At 44.9% G+C, this 18,553-nt stretch carries 15 protein-coding genes; 12 read left to right on the top strand and 3 right to left on the bottom strand.

All coding sequences use genetic code 11. From position 1 onward, the window contains the following. The first annotated feature begins 344 nt into the window (after positions 1-344). The 8 genes from erm (at position 345) to NSQ41_RS10455 (ending at position 9,092) form a co-directional block, all read left to right on the top strand. Positions 345-1,208, top strand: coding sequence for a 23S ribosomal RNA methyltransferase Erm (erm, locus tag NSQ41_RS10490; RefSeq protein WP_339192904.1), 864 nt, complete (start codon positions 345-347; stop codon positions 1,206-1,208). A gap of 627 nt (positions 1,209-1,835) precedes the next feature. Further along, complete coding sequence (ltrA, locus tag NSQ41_RS10485; protein WP_094245397.1) at positions 1,836-3,095, top strand: group II intron reverse transcriptase/maturase; 1,260 nt, start codon at positions 1,836-1,838, stop codon at positions 3,093-3,095. Between the two features lie 235 nt (positions 3,096-3,330). After that, on the top strand, positions 3,331-4,221 hold the full coding sequence (locus NSQ41_RS10480) for a MurR/RpiR family transcriptional regulator (protein ID WP_339209890.1): 891 nt from the start codon (positions 3,331-3,333) through the stop codon (positions 4,219-4,221). Between the two features lie 9 nt (positions 4,222-4,230). Beyond that, positions 4,231-5,478 carry a M20 family metallo-hydrolase gene (locus NSQ41_RS10475; protein ID WP_339209889.1) on the top strand — a complete coding sequence of 416 codons (1,248 nt, stop codon included), beginning with the start codon at positions 4,231-4,233 and terminating at the stop codon, positions 5,476-5,478. Between the two features lie 8 nt (positions 5,479-5,486). Beyond that, positions 5,487-6,314, top strand: coding sequence for a nitrilase-related carbon-nitrogen hydrolase (locus NSQ41_RS10470; protein ID WP_339209888.1), 828 nt, complete (start codon positions 5,487-5,489; stop codon positions 6,312-6,314). Between the two features lie 20 nt (positions 6,315-6,334). Further along, a complete protein-coding gene (locus NSQ41_RS10465; RefSeq protein WP_339209887.1) occupies positions 6,335-7,435 on the top strand; it encodes an enolase C-terminal domain-like protein in 1,101 nt (366 codons plus the stop codon). Between the two features lie 5 nt (positions 7,436-7,440). Next, positions 7,441-8,370: a branched-chain amino acid ABC transporter permease gene (locus tag NSQ41_RS10460; protein ID WP_339209886.1), complete on the top strand. Its 930-nt coding sequence runs from the start codon at positions 7,441-7,443 to the stop codon at positions 8,368-8,370. 5 nt (positions 8,371-8,375) lie between these two features. Next, positions 8,376-9,092, top strand: a complete 717-nt coding sequence (locus tag NSQ41_RS10455) for an ABC transporter ATP-binding protein (protein ID WP_339209885.1) — start codon at positions 8,376-8,378, stop codon at positions 9,090-9,092. A gap of 179 nt (positions 9,093-9,271) precedes the next feature. Here the strand turns inward: NSQ41_RS10455 and NSQ41_RS10450 are convergent, their stop codons facing one another. Then, a complete protein-coding gene (locus NSQ41_RS10450) occupies positions 9,272-10,039 on the bottom strand; it encodes a DeoR/GlpR family DNA-binding transcription regulator (RefSeq protein ID WP_339209883.1) in 768 nt (255 codons plus the stop codon). Positions 10,040-10,325: 286 nt separating this feature from the next. Here NSQ41_RS10450 and rpiB point away from each other — a divergent pair, with 286 nt between their 5' ends. Together rpiB and glpX are read left to right on the top strand one after the other, a co-directional pair. After that, positions 10,326-10,799 carry a ribose 5-phosphate isomerase B gene (gene rpiB, locus NSQ41_RS10445; protein ID WP_339209882.1) on the top strand — a complete coding sequence of 158 codons (474 nt, stop codon included), beginning with the start codon at positions 10,326-10,328 and terminating at the stop codon, positions 10,797-10,799. A gap of 37 nt (positions 10,800-10,836) precedes the next feature. Beyond that, entirely contained in the window at positions 10,837-11,739 is a 903-nt protein-coding gene (gene glpX, locus NSQ41_RS10440; protein WP_339209881.1) for a class II fructose-bisphosphatase, read from the top strand. 151 nt (positions 11,740-11,890) lie between these two features. Here the strand turns inward: glpX and NSQ41_RS10435 are convergent, their stop codons facing one another. Then, entirely contained in the window at positions 11,891-13,141 is a 1,251-nt protein-coding gene (locus NSQ41_RS10435) for an IS4 family transposase (RefSeq protein ID WP_339192832.1), read from the bottom strand. A 361-nt stretch (positions 13,142-13,502) separates the two neighbouring features. Further along, on the bottom strand, positions 13,503-14,732 hold the full coding sequence (locus NSQ41_RS10430; protein ID WP_027725928.1) for an IS110 family transposase: 1,230 nt from the start codon (positions 14,730-14,732) through the stop codon (positions 13,503-13,505). Between the two features lie 432 nt (positions 14,733-15,164). Here NSQ41_RS10430 and fsa point away from each other — a divergent pair, with 432 nt between their 5' ends. Then, positions 15,165-15,815, top strand: coding sequence for a fructose-6-phosphate aldolase (gene fsa, locus NSQ41_RS10425; RefSeq protein ID WP_339209880.1), 651 nt, complete (start codon positions 15,165-15,167; stop codon positions 15,813-15,815). Positions 15,816-15,892: 77 nt separating this feature from the next. Next, positions 15,893-17,902, top strand: a complete 2,010-nt coding sequence (tkt, locus tag NSQ41_RS10420) for a transketolase (RefSeq protein WP_339209879.1) — start codon at positions 15,893-15,895, stop codon at positions 17,900-17,902. Positions 17,903-18,553: the final 651 nt, after the last annotated feature.

Genomic DNA, 18,553 nt, shown 5'->3' with positions numbered 1-18,553 from the left:
TAGCCTTATATGAAGTTCGTGTTCCTCAGACCGGAAGTTCGCCGCTCGCTTCCTTCAGATTCCGCGTCACCACGGACACCCTTGCGTTAGGCTAACCACTACTTCTGCCTTCGTGGCTCGGGACTTTCACCCTAGAGATTACACCCATGCCGGGCGCACATATGAAAAAAAGCAGCTTGGGCTGCTTTTTTTGTCCTATTTTTCTGCATGGCTTGATACCAGTATACCTGACTGGTTGATCGATTCTTTTCGTGGCATGAGATCTACTCGTGTAAGGCTATATCTTCCTTTGCTCCGATTCACAAGCAGGAGCTTGTGATTTTTTTGGGAAAGGAAGAGATCCCATGCCTCGTAAAATTCAAAAGCAGCATAAGAAAAGATTCACCAGTGGAGAACCGCCCAATTTTTTGGGGCAGCATTTCATGTATGAAAAAAAGGTAATCCGTGAAATTATCGACAAAGCAAACATTGAAGAGCACGAGACGGTTGTAGAATTAGGAGCTGGAAAAGGCGCGTTAACATTCCCTTTGTCCGAACGAGCGGGAAAAGTGCTGGCTGTAGAGTATGACGCCAAATGGGTTGCATTTCTCAGACAAAAAGCGATGCCATATCCCAACCTCACCATTATTCAACAAGACATTTTGCAAATGCGTCTGCCCAAGGGAAAATTTATTGTGGTATCCAGTATTCCGTATTCCATTACAACGCCGATCATGAAAATGCTCCTGAACAAACCTTCAACCGGCTTTCAAAGAGGGGTTCTTGTGATAGAAAAAGGAGCGGCTAAACGCTTTACAGCGAAGTTTGTGAAAGACAGTTATGTTGCGGCTTGGAGGATGTATTTTGACATAAACTTCGTGAAGGAAATTTCCCGATACCACTTCTCTCCCCCGCCGAAAGTGGACTCGGCAATCATCACGATAAAGAGAAAAGCGACCCCGATTATTCCCATAAAAGATTATGTCACGTTTCGGGGACTGGCGGATTATGTGCTGAAGGAACCGCACGCTTCTGTCGATTGGGCGCTACGCGGTGTCTTCACGCCACCGCAAATCGCATATTTAAAAAGAAAGCTTGGGATGAAACAAGACGTTCCCGTTGCGTGTTTATCAGAGTTGCAATGGGGAATCATCTTTGAAACGATGGTACAGCATGTTCCAAGATGCAAATGGCCAAAGGTGAAAAAAGAAAAACGGGACTATCTTTGAGTAACTTCAGCCATAAATCGCGTCCAGAAAAAAGGTTGTGAGCTGCAAGAAAGGTACGTTCTTGCAGCCTTTTTCGTGCGCCCGGCATGTACATGAACTATAGGGTGTAAGTCCCGAACCCCGAAGACAGAAGTAGAGGTTAGCCAAGAGCAAGGGTGTCCGTGGTGACGCGGAATCTGAAGGAAGCTGGAGGCAAAACACCGGTCCGAGGAACACGAACCTCATATAAGGCTAGGTATGATTGAGTGAGTTTGCGAAACAAAACAAAGCTCTTTCTGTCGAAGGTCATATCGAGTAAATGAGGCGGATAGATGGTGTGAAAGTGCATGTACTTACCCGGGGAGATCTGGCTGGCACGCCAAGTAACCTTGGTAACCTATCTAGTGATAGATAACTGAACAGTCAGAAGTCAGCAGAAGTCATAGTACTCTTTCAAGCTCGAGATGGAAGAGGAAGGACTGAACAATTAAGGAGAACGAATCGCTAGGCGTTCACCTTCTGTGTGGAAGCAGACAATCCGATAGGACTTACTTGAAGGAGGAAGTGGTGAATCCCACGGGGGACTTCAAGAGGGTGGAGCAGAAGATGGCACAAATAGAAGAATTCGTTCACGTGGAGAGGATATCAATGTTGATGGAAATGATTTTGTCACGGGAAAATCTCCTGGCGGCACTGAAACGAGTCGAACAGAATAAAGGAGGTCACGGAGTAGATGGCATGTCCGTAAAAGACCTACGAAGACACCTCTACGAAAATTGGGACTCCATTCGACAGTCGTTGAGAGAAGGAACCTACAAGCCCTTACCCGTCCGTCGAGTCGAAATCCCGAAACCGAACGGTGGAGTAAGACTTCTAGGGATCCCTACCGTGACGGATCGTTTCATCCAACAAGCGATTGCCCAAGTGTTGACGAAAATCTTTGATCCGACCTTCTCGAACCATAGCTATGGTTTCCGACCAGGTAGAAGGGGACATGATGCGGTTAGGGAAGCAAAGGGTTATATCAAAGAAGGATATCGTTGGGTAGTCGATATAGACCTAGAGAAATTCTTTGACAAGGTGAATCACGACAAACTGATGGGGATCTTGGCGAAAACGATCAAAGATCGAATTCTACTGAAGGTAATTCGCCGGTATCTTCAATCAGGCGTGATGATCAATGGAGTGGTAATGGAAACGGACATGGGAACGCCTCAAGGCGGCCCGCTTAGTCCACTTTTATCAAACATCATGCTTCATGAATTGGATAAAGAGCTTGAGAAACGTGGACATAAGTTTGTTCGGTATGCGGATGACTGTAACATCTATGTGAAAACAAAGAAAGCAGGAATTCGTGTCATGAACTCCATTACGAACTTTATAGAGAAGGAGTTAAAGCTCAAGGTAAATAAAGAGAAATCGGCGGTAGACCGTCCTTGGAAACGGAAGTTTCTCGGTTTCAGCTTCACACTCAATAAGACTCCAAAGGTACGGATTGCGAACGAAAGTGTGAAACGTTTGAAGAACAAGATCCGTGAAATTACATCAAGGTCGAAACCGTATCCAATGGAGAAAAGGATTGAGAAACTGAATAAGTATTTAATGGGATGGTGCGGATATTTTGCCTTGGCAGAAACACCAAGTAAGTTCAAAGAATTTGATGAATGGATTAGACGAAGGCTTCGGATGTGTTTGTGGAAAGAATGGAAAACCCCGAAAACAAGAATTCGGAAACTCAGAGGATTAGAAGTTCCAAGCCATAAAGCATTCGAATGGGGCAATACACGCAAGAAATATTGGCGGATTGCCTGCAGTCCCATCCTACACAAAACCCTCGACAACTCCTATTGGAAGCGTCGAGGGTTAAGAAGTCTATTCGAAAGATATCAAGCACTACGTCATACTTAATTGAACCGCCGTATACCGAACGGTACGTACGGTGGTGTGAGAGGTCGGGGGTTAGTCACCCCCTCCTACTCGATTTTTGCCCTCCCAGACCAAGCGGGGTGCAGCATCGTCATGAAATACCGGCCAAGGACGCAAGGGCATCAGAAAAAAGTTAATAATTTTATAGACAAATCGAACTTCTTTAACTATAATGAGGAGAAAGAAAAATGTATGTAAATATTCATTCGTAGGGGAAATGAATGTAAATATGCAAACAGAACGGATTGGATTGGCGTTAAGGGAAAAGTTGCACGAGGTGCTGCACTCGGAAAAGTCAACGGCCAACAATCGGCGCATCGCCGAGTATATTTTGACCCATCAGAACTCGATCGTGTTTATGACGGCTTCGGAATTAGCGGAGAACGTGGGGGTCAGCCAGCCGACGGTGACGCGGTTTGTCACGAACACCTTAGGTTTTCAAAGTTTTTCCCATTTCATGAAAGTGATCCAGGAGATCGTCCGAAATGAGATTACCGGCGTGGATCGCTATCAAATTTCCTCTGGAAAAAAGCATTCCAATATGGAGATTTTGGTCAACCGTGAGATTGAAAATCTGACGAAACTCCTGGAAGAAAACACGGAAGAAAAGTTAAATCGCATTGCTCAGCAGATCGCAAAAGCGAAAACGATCTGTATACTTGGGTTCCGGACCGGCAGTCCGCTCGCGTTGTACTTTCACTTTTTCTTGCGGAAAATTCACCCCGATGTTCGGGTATGCACGAACGGGGGCAGTGAAGTATACGACATCCTGCACAAGCTGGACCGGGATTCGTCGCTGGTCATTGCGTTCGCGTTTCCCCGCTACCCGCGGGAGATCATCGAAGTAATCCAGTTTCTCAAGCAGGAAAAGTTCTCCTATTTTACCATCACCGACAGTTACACCCTGGAGAACTGGGGCATTACGGAGTGCACGATTGTGACGCCGATGAGCATGTCGATGTTGTTTGATTCGTACGTCACCAGCTTCTGCATGCTCAGTCTCCTGTTGGACATGATCGGCCGGGTTGATCTCGACCGTACCCGGGAGATGCTGGACAGCTTTGAAAAAGTATCGCAGCGAAAACAAATCTTCTTCAAAAAGGGGTAACGATTGTAGATGATCACATGTAACCCAAGCCGCATCCTGCAACGGATTGAGGATTTTGGAAAGATTGGGCAAAACGAGCGGGGTGGGGTAGACCGTCCTTCGTTCAGCCTCGCTGATGTAGAGGCGCGCCAAACGTTGATTCAGCTGTTGCAGGAGCGACAGCTGCAGGTGACGGTCGATCCGATCGGCAACATTTTTGCCAAGCGCAAAGGGAAATACGATGCAAAGCCGTCGATTTTGCTGGGATCACACATTGATTCGGTCCCAAACGGTGGAAAGTACGACGGCATGCTGGGGGTGCTGGTGGCGCTGGAAATCATTGAGATGCTGGACGAGCACCAGATTGAGACGAACCACCCGATCGAGTTGGTCAGCTTTACGGCGGAGGAACCGAATCCCTACGGTTTGTCGACGCTCGGCAGCCGCACGCTTACCGGGAAACTGCGCTATGAGCACTTAATCGATGTTGTGGGCAGGAACCAAGATGCGCTCAAGGACGCTGTGCTGCGAGTCGGCGGCGACTTGGAGGCGATGAAGGAGGGGTACTCCGTTGCGCCGGGAGCGTACACCTGCTTTATCGAATTGCATATCGAACAGGGGATGAGAATGGTTAAGAGCGGCGTACCGATTGCCATTGTGACCGACATTGTGGGAATTTATCGGGATCATATCAAAATCATTGGCGAATTAAACCACGCAGGCACAACGATGATGGAAGACCGCAAAGATGCGCTGGTTGCTGCCGCAGATCTGATCACCTTTATTGACCAGACATGCCGAAAAAACGGCATCGTTGGCACAGTGGGGCAAATGGACATTTTCCCCAACGCCGTCAACATCATTCCCGGCCAAACTGAGTTGGTCGTCGAGCTGCGTGCAGGAAGCAAAGAAAAAATCTATCAGACACGGGATGAAATCCACCGGAAACTGAGCGAGCTCAAGGAGCGGCGGGGTGTGGATGCGGTCATTACCAATATGCTGGACCAAGATCCGGTGCCGATGGACCCGGACGTCATCAGCCACATGCAGAACGTTTGTGAGCAAAAAAAACTGTCGTATATGATGTTGTCCAGTTTTGCCGGTCACGATGCTACCCACCTTGCTTCGGTGACAAAAGCGGGCATGGTCTTTGTGCCCAGCAAGGACGGAAAAAGTCACTGTCCGGAAGAGTATACGGACATCCGTGATATTGCAACGGCAACGGACATGATCTTCGAAACGGTATTACGCATCGATCAATCCATGGAGAGGAGCTGACGATTAACATGGCGCGAAAGGTGCAGGTTGCGGTTGTCCAATATGCGGTGGAGGTGGGAAATCAAGCAGCGAATGAGGAAAAGGCGCTTGAGCTTGTGCGGCAGACCGCGCGAAATGGGAGCGAAATGATTTTGCTGCCGGAGCTGTTTTCCACGGAGTACTTTCCTGCTTCCCGAAATCCGGAATACTTTGCGTACGCTATTGCTGAAGACAGTCCCAGCATTGCCCGTTTTTGCAGCATCGCCAAGGAGCACCAATCAGCGATTTTGCTGCCCTATTTTGAAAAGGCGGGCAGTCGTTACTACAACACCATGCTCTATATTGACCGAACCGGACAGATCGCCGGCAGATACCGGAAAGTGCACATTCCTGCTGTTCGTTCCATCGAAAAATTCTACTTTCGACCGGGGTACGACTTTCCGGTGTTTGATACGGAATGGGGGAAATTCGGCTGCCTGATCTGTCAGGATCGCCTGTTCCCGGAAGCGGCCCGGGTGCTTGCGTTGAAAGGCGCAGATGTGCTCTTTATCGCCAACGCTGCCGGAAATTACGCCAATTTTCCCGCCATTTGGGAAGCCCAGCATGTCATCCGGGCTTATGAAAATGGTTGTTTCGTCGTCACATCCAACCGGGTCGGGACGGAAAACGACGTGACTTTCTTCGGAAAAAGTCTCATCGTCGCACCCAGCGGAGAGATTCTTCAGGCCGCGGGCGATCAAGAAGAAACCATTACGGCCGAGTTGGATTTGGCACAGGTGGAAGAGATGCGCAACCTGTTGCACATGTACCGCGATTACCGGCCAGAGATGTATCGGGAAATTTGCACCTTAGAATAGCACCAGAGAGGATGAGGGCGATGGACAAGCTGCCGATTGAGAGCGTCGAAATCAAAGTGCTGGAAGTGCCACTGAAAGATCAGTGGCAGATATCGTATTACGCCGCCCGAACAAGGAGACATCTGTTGGTACGGATCAAAGCGGGGGATGTGGTAGGGTACGGCGAAGTCTCTCCCTCCCCAGGGTTTATGGGGGAAGAAGCCAAGCAGGTAGGACTGGTCATTACCGAGTACCTGGCTCCGCGGCTGATCGGAACCAATTTGTTTGACGTGGAACGGATTCACCAGCAGATGAACGAAGCCATTTACGGCAACGGTTCGGCGAAGTCGGCTGTCGACATCGCTGTACACGATGCGATCGGCAAGGCGCTGCAAATTCCGCTTTATCAATATTTAGGCGGGTTATACCGCAGCAAGGCTCCAGTCACCTGGGTCGCCTCAATCAAGGATTATTCCTCAGTCTCCGAAGAGATCCGCCAGTTTCTCGCACTTGGCGTCACCACTTTTAAACTGAAGGTTGGCAAGTCGCCTGAGCGCGATCTGGAAGTGCTTGCGCGGGTGAGGAGTGAGTTTGGCACAGAGATTCGCATCCGGATTGACGCCAACCAGGGGTACAGTTTCGACGAGGCGATCAAGGTGCTCCGCAGAATGGAAAAATTTGATATCGAAAGTATTGAGCAGCCGGTTAAAGCCCACGATCTGGACGGCATGTGCCGGATCGCGGAAGCACTCGACACGCCGGTGATGGCGGATGAATCCCTGTTCTATTTGCACAGTGCGGTGGAAATCGCGCGCAGGCGGGCGGCTGATCTGTTCAATATCAAGATCGGGAAGGTAGGGGGGCTGCTCCCCGCCCGGAAAATCGCCGCGGTAGCAGAAGCGGCGGGAATCCCCTGCACGGTCGGCAGCAACTTGGAGCTGTCCGTCGGCACTGCGGCAAGCGTCCACTTTGCCTGCAGCACGCCGAATGTAACCTATGCGAGTGATTTGGCGATCGGCCACTACCTGCATGAGTACGATATCGTAAAAGAGCCGGTTTGTATTGACGATGGTCATGTAGCTGCAATGCAACAACACGGGCTGGGCGTCAGCCTACTGGATGAATACGATTGTTGGAGTTGAGCAAAATGAAACGTTATCAAATGTTGCTTTGGCTGCTACTTGCGGCAGTGATTGGCCTTTTGCTCCTCGTGCCGATCTATGACTACAAAGTGTCGTTTCTCTTCTATGTTCTCTTTTGGATCACGATGGCATCGTCTTTTAACATCATTTACGGACTGACCGGATATCTGCCGTTCGGCTTTGTCGCCTTCTATGGGATTGGTGGGTATACAACGGCCTTTCTCGTGACCAAGCTGCACATATCCCCGTTTTTATCCATTCTCTGCTCAGGATTGATGGGCGTGCTGCTTGCGGTTTTGTTCTTCCCGACCTTGCGTCTGAAAGGGATTTACTTTGCGATTGTTAACTTTTCCTGTGCGCTCGCGTTAAAAACGATCATCTCCAATCTCCCCACTGAGATCGGCGGAGGGAGCTCGGGGTTCAGCCTCACGTCGGTGTACAACCCGACAGCCAGCTTCTACAGCATGCTCGTGCTTTCGATCATCACGGTCGTCGTGGCATTTCTCGTGACGAAATCAAAGCTGGGCATTGCTCTTCGTTCTATCAAGCAGGATCAATTTGGCGCGGAAGTACTCGGTGTCCACACGACACGCATGAAATTGTACGCTTGGGTCATTTGCTCCATCTTTCCAGCGATGGCGGGGGCGATTGACACTTGGTACACGGCAATTATCGACCCCGAAACGGGCTTCAACGTCATGATCACGGCAAAAGCGATCCTGTACGGGATGTTCGGCGGATTTGGCACGGTGGTAGGGCCCGTGCTCGGAACGTTGGTTCTCTACAATATCGACGATTTCGTCTGGGCTTATTTCCCGACGTTTGACGTATTCTTGTTGGGTTTGGTTCTTCTGTTGCTCGTCATGTTTTTGCCGGCGGGAATTGTTGGCGCGATTCACCAACGCTTCCCAAGATCACGGTCATTTCTGAGGTGATTCGTATGACACACTCCGTCCTCGACATCCGAAACATTGAAAAAAGTTTTGGCGGCCATCGCGCGGTCAATCAGGTCAGCCTAAACATCAGCAAAGGAAGCCTGCTTGGCATTATTGGGCCAAACGGGGCTGGGAAATCCAGTTTCCTGAACTGCCTGATTGGCGTCTATGTCCCAGAGAAAGGGGACATTATCCTGAATGGAGAGAGCATTCTCGGCAAACCAACCTACCAGATCATTCGCAAAGGCCTGTCGCGAACCTTCCAAGTGCCCAAGATATTCCAGGAGAACACCATTTTGGAGAACATGCTAACGCCTGTCCTGCACTTGAATGACAAACGATCGGCGTTGGAGGAAAAAGCAAGCAAACTGCTCAGTTGGGTCGGTTTGGGAGGGAGAGAGCACTCGCTGGCCAAGGCACTGTCTGGGGGGCAGCAAAAGCTGCTGGAATTTGCCCGGTCATTGATGAACGACCCGGATATTATTTTGCTGGACGAACCGTTTGCCGGCGTTCACCCGAACTTAAAGCAAGTCATGGTCAACGGCATCCGGGAACTTCATCAACAAGGAAAGACGATTCTGTTGGTTAGCCATGACATGCCGACCTTGTACCAACTGACGAACGACATCATCGTATTAAGCCAGGGGGCGATTATCGCCAGAGGCACGCCCAAACAACTGCAAAATGACCCGGTCGTTGTAGAAGCGTATTTCGGGGGGTAAACAGCATGATTCTGTATGAAGTTAAAGACGTGGTAGCCTTATATTGTCGTGTTTTTAATAACCTTACATCCAAATAATACATCCTTACTCTGATAAACAGGTTGGATTATTTTACTCTTACATAAAAAAGAGATGCAGCCAAAAATAATAATATTATGCACCTCTATTTTGAAAAATTTTTATAAAATTTTTATGTTATAATTAATCAGCTGATTATATAAATCGCTTGAAACATTTTGATCAGTAATTAATGTATCAATTTCCTCACAAGTAGCAAAGGTTGCAATTGAACTTGTTCCGATTTTTGATGAATCCAATAGGGCAACAACTTTGTTTGCCTTTTCAACCATCACTCTTTTTAATTCAACTTCATACACATTAAAATCGGTAAGTCCCTCTTCAACTGTAAAACCACTAGCTGATGTAAACAATGTATCAATATTAATTTTGTCCAACACGCTTTTACCAAGGAGTCCTTCGATTGCCATGGATCCCATTCTTGCGATACCGCCGATTAATATAACATTAATTACCGGGTTCTCCTTTAGTTCCAATACTTGAGAAAGGCCGTTTGTTACGACTGTAATATGTTTGTTTGACCCACGTAAAAGCCGAGCTAATTCAAGAGATGTTGTACTCGCATCAAGAAGTATACAATCTTTATGAGAAATTAAATCAATTGCCTTTTTAGCAATGGCAATTTTGGATTCTCGGTTTTTCTTTTCCCTCTCAGAGAAACTCTTTTTTGCAGGAAGATCTTCATTCAAAACAGCACCGCCATGTGTACGAGTTAAAAGCCCCTCTTCTTCTAATATGTTTAAATCAGCCCGTAATGTCGCCTCGGAAACGTTTACATATTTAGCTAAGTCTTTAACAGTTACTCTTTTTTTCTCCCGTAATATATTTAAAATTAACTGTCTTCTTTCTGTCGCAAATAATTTATTCATTTTTTATCCCTCCTAACCTACATAAATTGTATCAATAACGTTTCATTAATAAGTAAAAGTAATTAAAAACAAATAAAAACAACCATAATAATACTTATATCAGTTTAAACGATTATTTGCAATATGGCAAGTAAATAAAAATTTAAAAATAATAAAAAGTTTTGTTTATATTATCGAAACGAAAATAAACGAAAATAAAACTTGAAAATAAAAAGTAAATATAATAAAATGATAATGGATAGTAAAAAATAAAAAAATTAAGATGAATTTGAAAGGGGAAACAAATATGAAAATTGGAATCGGATGTGATCATAATGGTTTTGAATTAAAAGAAATAATAAAAAATTTTATAGAGGAATTAGGACATGAGGTTATAGATTACGGCTGTTATTCGATAGATGCAATTGATTATCCTGACGTTGCATTTAAAGTGGCAGAAGGGGTCAACAAAGGGGAGATAGAACGCGGTATTCTTATTTGCGGTACAGGAATTGGTGTATGTATTGCTGCGAATAAATTTCCGGGTATCCGTGCAGCATTAGCTCATGATGTCTATTCCGCTGTAAGTAACGATGCGCAAATTCTTACAATGGGTGCACAAATTATTGGACCGGAAGTGGCAAAGAAAGTTGTATCCGCTTACTTAAACGTTGAATGGCAAGGCGGCTCTCAACGGAAGATAGATAAAATTGTAAAGAAAGAAAAACAATTTTTAACCGAACAAGGTCAACAAGCTATTGCCGGTTCATGTGGTTGCTAAATATGTCATTGTTTTATTTAAAAAGGGGTGGACGTCAGTGCATCGATTAATGTTCGATTTTTTAAATGTGACTGAAACAGCGGCATTGGCTTCGTTTGCATGGGTTGGAAGCGGGAATAAGATGGAAGCGGACAGAGCAGCAACAGAATCAATGCGTACCTTGTTAAATCAGATCCCCATGTCCGGTACAGTAGTGATTGGTGAAGGTGAAATAGATGAAGCACCAATGCTTTATATTGGAGAACGGGTCGGTAATGGAAGCGGTCCTGAAATTGATTTAGCCGTCGATCCAATTGATGGCACAACTCCAACCATAAATGGTCAAAATGACGCTATAGCCGTTATCGCCGCGACTCCTAAGGGCGCTTTGCTCAATGCTCCGGATATGTATATGGAAAAAATCGCTACCGGACCTAGAGCAAAAGGTATAATTGATATCAATCAATCATTGGAAGATAATTTATATGCTGTAGCGGAAGCAAGTGGAAAGCAAGTAAATGAATTAACAGTCATTATTCAAGGGAGGGAACGCCATCAAGGAATGATAGATAGTATTCGTAGTCTTGGTGGGAAGGTACTTTTATTTGAAGAAGGTGATGTTATTCCTGCGATTTCCACATGTGTAGAACATTTAAATATTGATATGTTTATCGGCATTGGAGGTGCTCCTGAAGGAGTTTTGGCAGCTGTCGGTATAAAAAGTTTAGGCGGTGATATGCAGGCTAGACTCCTGCCGAGAACAAAAGAGGAGTATGAGAGATGTAAAAAAATGGGGTTATCAGATCCTGAACAAGCGCTTATCCTTAACGATTTAGTCAATGCTGATGATTGTCTTTTTATTGCAACGGGTATTACAAACAACATGTTAATAAGAGGGATTCGTCAAGACAAAAATAAGTTTATTACTCATTCATTATTAATTAACGGAAGAGATCAGTAGCGTTGCATAAAAAAATTTAATGTTTGTCAAGCTCAATAAAAATTCCAGTTATTTCATGTAACTGAATATTCAGACATACAATCTTTCTAAGCAAGCTTAAAAGGACAATGACGTCTTAATCGGCAGTCCATTTCCACAATTTGGTAATATATTACAGAAACATTGGATCATAAACTAAATCGTCTAGGTGTTCCACCTCCCCTTCTTCAAATTGGTACACGATGGTTTCAAAATCTTTTTCCCAATGGTATTTTTTCCGACCGTTGGACGTTCGAATTGGCTTTTTAAAAAGGGAGCGAACAAAACAGTCAAAACCTTTAAAAAGCAGATTCTGTAAAGTTCGCTTGATCTCTAATAAAGGACCATCGTGATTCACTTTTAATTGGAGCATGGCCTGTAAGCAATAGGTGATTAGGGCGATCCAAATTTGATTGTAAACGGCATTTTGACTTTTTCCATAAAATCTTTTTATCTTAAGGTGCTGTTTCATCCATTTAAAGAAGGTCTCTATCTTCCAGCGATATCGGTATAAATCTGCAATCTCTTCCGCAGAAAGATCAAAGCAATTGGTTATGATGATCACGGGATTCCCTTCGCTGTCGACCGTTTCGATCAATCGGAGAGGATGAGTCATTTTGGTATGATTACGGTCATTTCCTAAAATGACAATCTGATCCCTATAAATCAAACGTTCTGGATTGGGAATCCGTTCCGATAAAACTTCAATCTCTGCGTTCTTTTTAAGCCGGGTAATGAATCGCACCCCTTCTCGGCATAAGCGGTCGAACTGTTTGTAATCGACATACCCTCGATCAAACAAGTAAATCGCATTTGGATCGATTTCAATGAGTTCGTCCATCTGTGTGCGATCGGCATGTTTCGCGGGTAAGATAATCCCTTGATCCGGAACAGTGATATCCTTCGTTACAACAACCTTTAAATGGAGTCGAACACCAGCCTTTGTCTTACGAAAAGTTGCCCATGGATATTGGCTCAAACTCATGCTCATCGTGGTAGAATCAATGACCAGAAGACGACCAATGTTTCGGATGATCGGGGCATTTTTCATTTGCCCTTGGATCTTTAAGACCAGATATTTAAATACTTTTTCAAACAGTTGAGGGGATAATTGGCCTAATTTGCGAGAAAGTTGCGAAGTACTAATTGCATCAAATTCCAGATATGTCTGCAACTCTTCCTTGTCTTTCAAATGTTTGGCCAATTTTGTTAAGCTTTCCAATTCGTTTAACTGAGCGATGATACAAAGTTGTAAAAACTTATACGCCGTTAATTTTTTAATGTATTTGTCAACGTCAATCACATTAATTAGTTTTGAAAAAGTTATTGGATCGATCTCTTTAAATAGTTCATTTATTGTGGATTCTGTGGTATTCTTATCCATAATGGTTTCTCCTTATTCTTAGGATTTGGATAGGACTGCCAATCCTAATTATAAGGAGTTTTTTTATATCCAAAAAGATGAAATTTAACATAAAATTGGGCTTGACAAATTAAAATTAACTTAATGCAATGCTACTGGGAAGAGATAAAAAAATGCGATATACCGAAACTGAGCATTTTTTCACAAGAAAGGCAGCTCTAACAGTATAAGTCCTGCGGTAATATGTCAAGGTGAAAAATCATAGAAATTGGAAATTCCCTTGTCCGATGATCCGAAAAAAGGCAATACTGAAGAAACCCAGTATTGGTACATGTAATAAACTGGGTCTAAAGGTTGATATTGGTATACCAGATCGATCCTCTTATCGATCTTCCCCCTTTCTTGGCGTGTAGATTTGACCGTTGCGTAGCAGCGCATCGATCACACGCACGAGTTTTCTAGCGGTGAGGACGAGGGCTCGTTTATGTTGGTGTTTGGGCACTTCCTCATACTTCTTCCGGTAGTACGCACGAAACGTCGCATCATGCCGTTGCACCGAGTTGGCAGCCTCCACTAGGTAGTAACGGAGATAGCGATTGCCGGAACGAATGAGGGAGGTGTCCTCGGCTTGAAAACGGCCCGATTGGTGCTTGGACCATGTCAAGCCGGCATATTTTGCCAAGGCGGCCTGGTTGTGAAACCGCTCGATTTGCCCGATTTCGGCCAGGATGCCTGCGGTATAAACCGGTCCGATGCCTGGGATGGTTTGCAGTGTGTTCGGAATGCCTTCAAGATGGCGGGTAATGGCTTTATCGAGCTCTTTGAGCTGCGATTGCAGGCTGCGGATTGATTGAATCGACAGCCCTAACAGCAAGTCGATGGAATCCTCGACACACTTGGACAACCGATACGACGAACGGGCCGCCTTTTGAATCGACTTGGCGATGCATTCCGGATCGGCAAAGCGATTGCGCCCTTTTTGGCGCAGGAAGTCGGCCAACTGCTTGACATCCATTTGGCAGATGTCATCGAGGCTCCACGACTCAAGCAGCAGTTCGAGAATGGCATGTCCGAAGATCGAACTGTCCACCTCTTGGGTAAAGGAACTGCATTTGTAAAACAAGTGCTGGAGAAAATACTGTTTCTCACGGGTTAACTGGTGGACGAGATGATATCGCATGCGTGTCAGTCGCTGAAGCGCGAGAAACTGCTCCTTGAGGACAGCCGTCATCTTCAGACGGCCGAAGCGAAGCCGATCCGCAATGATCCAAGCATCGATGTCATCCGTTTTCTCCAAGTCGACATAGGCTTCTTTAAACTTGCGAATGAGCTTTGGATTGATCGTAAACACCTTGACGTTCCAAGCCTGCAAGGCCTCCTGCTGGTGGAAAAACATAGCTGGATGCCAACTGTAGACCGAGGTGGCTTCCATCCCGATCAGAATTTCGGTTGGCTTTCGCTTGTTAGCCCACAGGAGGATTTGATCCCGAAGGAAGGTGGCGCCCAGAAGATGATTATCCACTTTGAAGCGTGCGCACGTATTTCCTTCATGATCCATAATGCAGGTGGCTAAGTCGCGTGAGCTCACGTCGATCCCGACGTAGAGTTTCATGAGATCACCTCCTATTGTTGTAGGATCGAGGGGTAGGACTCTTCGGGATGCCCCCGGATCGCGCCTGTTGACCAGTCACCCTCGCATATGAGAACTCACGTTGGACCATGGGCTGCCCTGGAAGCTGCTCCTTCCAGCATGGGGAAAACCAACGGGAACAGCCTGCGGGTTAGACGTCCAAACAGGGGCCGAGGAGACAGACTTTACAAGTAGTCAAAGCTACAGGAGTGAGAAGAGTATCCCCGATGATCCTAAGACCATTATCCAGGAACATTGCGAAAAGTCCAACCCCGGTACGCTCAACCCTTTGTGGGAGGGGCGCGCCCCTCCCACAAAGGCAACCACCCAAGATATGCGATTGTCAAGGAGCGTATCGGACTGGAAATTCGATAAAAAAACTTTCTGAAACTTAGTATACGAGGAGGTAGTAACATGAAATTTTTCCTTGACACAGCTAATATTGAAGAGATAAAACGAGTAGCAAGTCTTGGATTAGTCGACGGTGTAACGACAAATCCGACAATTATTGCCCGCGAAGGAAGAGATTTTGAGGAAGTTATTAAAGAGATTTGTAGTATTGTGGACGGACCAGTTAGTGCTGAAGTTATCGAGTTGACTACCGAAGAAATGGTGAAGGAAGCACGCGTATTGGCCGGTTGGGCGCCTAATGTTGTTGTAAAAATTCCGATGACTGAAGCGGGATTGGAAGCGGTTAATATTCTTTCAAAAGAAGGAATCAAAACAAATGTTACTTTAATTTTCACAGTTGCCCAAGGCTTAATGGCTGCTAAAGCCGGTGCCACTTATGTAAGCCCATTCGTAGGGAGACTTGATGATATCGGTACAGATGGTCTTCAATTAATTAGAAGCTTAAAAGTCGTACTTTCCAATTACAATTTTAAAACAGAAATTATTACGGCAAGTGTTCGTAGCCTTGAACATGTCGAAGAAGCAGCAGTTGTCGGTGCTGATATTGTAACAATCCCGGGTAACCTATTCCCCAAACTATGGGGACATCCATTAACAGATAAAGGAATTGAACAATTTTTAGAGGATTGGAAGAACGTTCCGATAAAGGGTTAATTTTATTTGAAAGAAAAGGGCAATCGGAAGTTGACCGATTGCTCTTAGGCATTTATAAAATGTAAGGAGGAACACCAATGGTCAACACAGTTTCCATAGAACAATTATCCATTAATACAATTCGTACTTTGTCCATTGACATGATCGAAAAAGCCAACTCCGGACATCCCGGATTACCGATGGGGGCGGCTCCGTTGGCTTACGTTCTTTGGACGGAATTTATGAAACATAACCCGAAAAATTCAAAATGGTTCAATAGAGATCGCTTTGTTTTATCAGCAGGTCACGGTTCGGCACTTTTGTACAGCTTACTTCATCTTTCCGGTTATAACGTAACAATGGATGATTTGAAAAACTTCCGTCAATACGGTTCAAAAACACCGGGTCACCCCGAAGTGCATCATACAGACGGCGTGGAAGCAACAACAGGCCCATTGGGACAAGGAATTGCGATGGCTGTTGGAATGGCGATGGCAGAAAGATTTTTGGCAAGTAAGTATAATAAAGAAGATTTGTCGGTTATTGATCATAATACATATGCCCTTGTCAGTGACGGCGACTTGATGGAAGGGATCTCTCACGAAGCCGCGTCGCTTGCTGGTCATTTAAAATTAGGCAAACTTATTGTTTTATATGATTCCAATGATATTTCCCTTGACGGTGACTTAAACCGCTCTTTTTCCGATCAAACGGCAAAACGTTTTGAAGCATACGGATGGCAAGTTTTACGAGTAGAAGACGGAAATGATACGAAAGAGATTTATGATGCGATTAAAAAAGCCCGGGAAAATACGGAACAACCGACATTAATTGAAGTAAAAACCGTGATCGGTTACGGTTCACCGAATAAAGCCGGTACGTCCAAAGTTCATGGTGCACCGTTAGGTAAAGAGGAAATACAATTAACGAAAAAATTTTACGGTTGGAATCATCCGGATTTCCATGTGCCGGAAGAAGTTTATGCAGATTTTCATAAGAAAATAATTGAGCCGGGCAAAGCTACTGAGGATACTTGGAATCAATTGTTTGCCACTTATAAAGAAAAGTACCCGGAACTTGCCGTAGAATTGGAAGCAGCAATAAACGGAGAGCTTCCGGACGATTGGGATCAAAAATTGCCGGAATTTACACCAGGTTTTGATACTCTTGCAACACGTGCGTCTTCCGGAAAAGTGTTAAACGCCCTTGCGAAAAACGTACCATACCTATTTGGCGGCAGTGCGGACCTTGCAGAATCAAACAAAACTTACTTAAACGGAGAAGGTGACTTTTCTGCCGAAAATTATGCCGGACGGAACATTTGGTTTGGTGTTCGCGAATTCGGTATGGGTGCGGTATTAAACGGAATGGCACTTCACGGCGGGGTGAAAGTGTACGGAGGAACATTCTTAGTATTCAGTGACTATTTAAAACCGGCCATTCGTTTGGCAGCTCTTATGAACGTACCGGTTACGTATGTGTTTACCCATGATTCCATTGCTGTCGGTGAAGACGGTCCGACGCATGAACCGATTGAACAATTAGCCGGATTGCGTTCCATTCCAAATCTTCTGGTTATACGCCCTGCAGACGGTAACGAAGTCCAAGCGGCATGGCGCCTTGCCCTTGAAAGTAAAGATCAGCCAACCGCATTAATTTTAACAAGACAAAACTTGCCGACATTGGAAGGTACGAAAGAGCTTGCTTATGAAGGGGTAAAACGCGGTGCTTACGTAATAAGTAAAGGAGAAAAAGAAGTACCTGATGCATTGTTGATTGCGACTGGTTCTGAAGTGCAGCTGGCTGTTCACGCACAAAAAGCATTGAAAGAAAAAGGAATTGAAGTTAATGTGATCAGTATGCCGTCTTGGGATCGATTTGAAAAACAAGATGAGGCTTATAAAAATGAAGTGTTACCAACAACGATAAAAGCAAGAGTCGCAATTGAAATGGCTTCTCCGCTCGGGTGGAAAAAATATGTCGGCGACCACGGCATCGTAATGGCAATCGACACATTTGGTGCATCCGGAAACGGCAATAAAATCATTGAAGAATACGGCTTTACGGTTGAAAATGTTGTTAATCAAGTTGAGCGGTTAGTAAAATAAATGTAGAAATTTTATGGTAAAAGAGTCGGACGGATGTCCGATTCCTTTTTTTGTGCGCTAGGGTAAAAGTCCTGATCTGTGATAGTAGAAGTAGCGGTTAGCTTCACTCAAGGATCTGAACGGAAGATGTTTGTAGTGATAAGGAATTTGCAGGAAACGAGCGACGCTCTGGAAATAAGCCGAGCGACGGTTATGGGAATATTAGGTATCTAGGATAATATAAAAATCATAATAATGAGATGGGAAAGAGCGAGAGTAAGTACTATCGTTTAAAAGCAAGGGCATTTTTATAAGCTTGCCTTTGCTCAGCGAATCGAGGTGTACAAGTCATGAATTTTGAGTAGTTGATATTTAACCATTTATCGCTTGCCATAACATTAAAAATACATCGGTGTCAACCAGGACTTAATGGATCGGGCCAGATGAATAAATCGGTCTTTTCTGTCAGTATTGTTCAACTATTGAACACGATAGTTGAAGTAAATTTATCACAATCTTTTTAAATCTTACCGTTTGAACAAGTACCTTTTCTTCTTTTACTCTTTTGTTTAGTAAAAAGTCTAAAAAACAATTGAAAGAGGAAGAAGCAGTTAGTTGAGTAAAATAAGAATTGAAAATAAAAAAGCACCCATTTATGCATAAGTTAAATGG

The organism is Aeribacillus sp. FSL K6-8210 (assembly GCF_037963925.1).
Classification (GTDB): domain Bacteria; phylum Bacillota; class Bacilli; order Bacillales; family Aeribacillaceae; genus Aeribacillus; species Aeribacillus composti.
This window is presented reverse-complemented; position numbering and strand designations above follow the sequence as displayed.

Excerpts from the sequence above, each read along its gene's own strand:
- NSQ41_RS10450 (WP_339209883.1), bottom strand. The coding sequence starts at position 10,039 with ATGAATAAATTATTTGCGACAGAAAGAAGACAGTTAATTTTAAATATA.
- tkt (WP_339209879.1), top strand. The coding sequence starts at position 15,893 with ATGGTCAACACAGTTTCCATAGAACAATTATCCATTAATACAATTCGT.
- NSQ41_RS10435 (WP_339192832.1), bottom strand. The coding sequence starts at position 13,141 with ATGGATAAGAATACCACAGAATCCACAATAAATGAACTATTTAAAGAG.
- rpiB (WP_339209882.1), top strand. The coding sequence starts at position 10,326 with ATGAAAATTGGAATCGGATGTGATCATAATGGTTTTGAATTAAAAGAA.
- fsa (WP_339209880.1), top strand. The coding sequence starts at position 15,165 with ATGAAATTTTTCCTTGACACAGCTAATATTGAAGAGATAAAACGAGTA.
- NSQ41_RS10430 (WP_027725928.1), bottom strand. The coding sequence starts at position 14,732 with ATGAAACTCTACGTCGGGATCGACGTGAGCTCACGCGACTTAGCCACC.
- NSQ41_RS10480 (WP_339209890.1), top strand. The coding sequence starts at position 3,331 with ATGAATGTAAATATGCAAACAGAACGGATTGGATTGGCGTTAAGGGAA.
- NSQ41_RS10475 (WP_339209889.1), top strand. The coding sequence starts at position 4,231 with ATGATCACATGTAACCCAAGCCGCATCCTGCAACGGATTGAGGATTTT.
- NSQ41_RS10460 (WP_339209886.1), top strand. The coding sequence starts at position 7,441 with ATGAAACGTTATCAAATGTTGCTTTGGCTGCTACTTGCGGCAGTGATT.
- erm (WP_339192904.1), top strand. The coding sequence starts at position 345 with ATGCCTCGTAAAATTCAAAAGCAGCATAAGAAAAGATTCACCAGTGGA.
- NSQ41_RS10465 (WP_339209887.1), top strand. The coding sequence starts at position 6,335 with ATGGACAAGCTGCCGATTGAGAGCGTCGAAATCAAAGTGCTGGAAGTG.
- ltrA (WP_094245397.1), top strand. The coding sequence starts at position 1,836 with ATGTTGATGGAAATGATTTTGTCACGGGAAAATCTCCTGGCGGCACTG.
- NSQ41_RS10470 (WP_339209888.1), top strand. The coding sequence starts at position 5,487 with ATGGCGCGAAAGGTGCAGGTTGCGGTTGTCCAATATGCGGTGGAGGTG.
- NSQ41_RS10455 (WP_339209885.1), top strand. The coding sequence starts at position 8,376 with ATGACACACTCCGTCCTCGACATCCGAAACATTGAAAAAAGTTTTGGC.